This window comes from Pseudomonas sp. NPDC096917 (assembly GCF_044762555.1).
Classification (GTDB): Bacteria; Pseudomonadota; Gammaproteobacteria; order Pseudomonadales; family Pseudomonadaceae; genus Aquipseudomonas.
This window is the reverse complement of record NZ_JBIWEO010000046.1, coordinates 1,381-3,306: the sequence shown is the minus strand read 5'-3', so window position 1 is coordinate 3,306 and position 1,926 is coordinate 1,381. Positions and strand designations below refer to the sequence as shown.

Genomic DNA, 1,926 nt, shown 5'->3' with positions numbered 1-1,926 from the left:
ACATTCGGCTCCCCTCCTCCAAAATCCAAATAAGTGTCGTTGTAATCACTGATATACGGACAACAAGGCTCAGCCTCGGTAGGCAGCGGTAAGGGGGCCAAATAGGTCTGTCCACCGCCAGGAAAAAGCTCAATGTCACCCGCTTTCTTTTGCGCCGTATTTATTGTCGCTTTAGGTAATACCGCTTTGGTTTTAGTCATGACGGAACATCCAAAGCATTGATGTCCACCTCTAACAAAGGCATATCAGCGCTTGATTCGAAGTGTTGCTTGTTCGATAGAAAGCGCCCGCCTTCAAGAGGGTCAAAACGAATGCGGTAGGTGTGCTCAACCAATTGCCCCTTGTCATTCAGTGACTGGAGCACAAGTTCAATTAATAATTCCTCAGACACCTTGCCTAGAACACGTTCAGGGTTACGTGGATAAGTCAGTTTAAGCAACATCGGCGCCGGGCCGCCCTGCTCCTTTTCCGATGTGCTCTTCACTCGATACAAGCCCGCCTGCACCTGTTGGGTTACAACCTCCCGCTGTTCCACCGGAATACCTCGATCACCCCGAAGAAATGTAGTCATTCTCTGAGCACCGATCTTAAGCCCATGATGGGCCTTGCCCTCTAGGGTAAGTTGATAATCCGGTAGAGTCCGCCCCGGAAGAACGACGTAAATTTCCCCCGGTTTTGCACTTGACAGCATGCTTTGCCAGAAGGGTTCCTCCTCGGAGCGTTTGATCTCTACAAACGGCGCCTGCTGCAGCACCATCAGGTAATACTGAAACTCTTCCAGGCTTAGATCTTCCCGCTTGTCTGCCTCAAGCCCCCATGGGGTGCTTTGTAGCCACTGATCATGAGCGCTGGTGTTGTAACGGTTATAAAGCCAGGTGCCTGCTAACTCCAATATCGTAAAGAACGCACCTGCCCAGTTAAAACGGAGAAACACACTACTAAGACGAGTCCCAGCAACCTTCCATGCCATATCCCGGGCGGTGCCTTTGGCAGCCTTCAGCACTTGAAAACCTTGTTTTACGGTATGGCTCAAACCATAAGCATTAGTAGCAGCCAAACCACCAGAAGCGACCATTGTGATCATCGCGCCACTTTGAGCACCGCGATTACCGCTACGTACGGCCTGCACCCAATTGTTACGATATACGCTAAAACTAATAACCGCCGCTGCCAAACCGAATAAATAAGTAAAGAAACCCAATCCAACATGCAACTTCCCGATCGTAACTTGCAGTCTACTAAGCGCAGTCCGAGCTAAACCATCTCCTAAACTTTTAACCTGAGCACTTAGCGCCGTGTCGAACACCCCTTGAGCAGCAGCAAACCCAGCGGCGCCAGTCGCAGCAAACGCGCTCATGAGAGGAACCGAATCCCTCTTATCACTCGAAACAGCCATCGTTTCCTTAAACACCTGCACCAAATTCACCGCCTGCGCCACAAACAGTAACAACGCTGCCCCATCCCCCAGCACATTCATCACAGGCGCACGCCTCACACCCTGACGAAAATCCTCCATCAGTCCGGCCACTTGCCGCTTACCCTCATTGGGAAAGATGACCGTGAGCCCTGCTTTCCCCTGCATTGAACCAAAAATCCGTGCATGTTCATCCGGCAGTTCCGGGATTGGGCTAATGCTGGCAGCCAGCCGTCTTTGCTCCAGATCCAGTTGTTGGTTTTGATACTCGATCTGCTGCAACAATTCCCGAGAGGTGGCCGACTTATGCCCGTGTTTACGATTGGAATGGGCCCGCTGCTTTTTAAGCAGGGCAATGTTTTTGCGCAGCTTAAGTGTCTTGTCCAGCGCCTCCCGTAGCGCGGCCTGCTCTTGCGGGTTGGAAAAGTGAAACGTCACGCCTTCGGTTTTAGCCGCCTGTATGATCCGCGATTTCAAAGCCGTAGGCAGTTTGCGCAGCAGTTCTTCAACGT

2 pseudogenes are annotated in these 1,926 nt (G+C 51.6%); both read right to left on the bottom strand.

Going from position 1 to position 1,926, the window contains the following annotated elements:
* Positions 1–200: pseudogene (locus tag ACIQYF_RS23630) on the bottom strand (hypothetical protein); the annotation flags it as partial.
* Positions 197–1,926 (bottom strand): annotated as a pseudogene (locus ACIQYF_RS23625) (hypothetical protein); the annotation flags it as partial. The pseudogenes ACIQYF_RS23625 and ACIQYF_RS23630, both read right to left, overlap by 4 nt.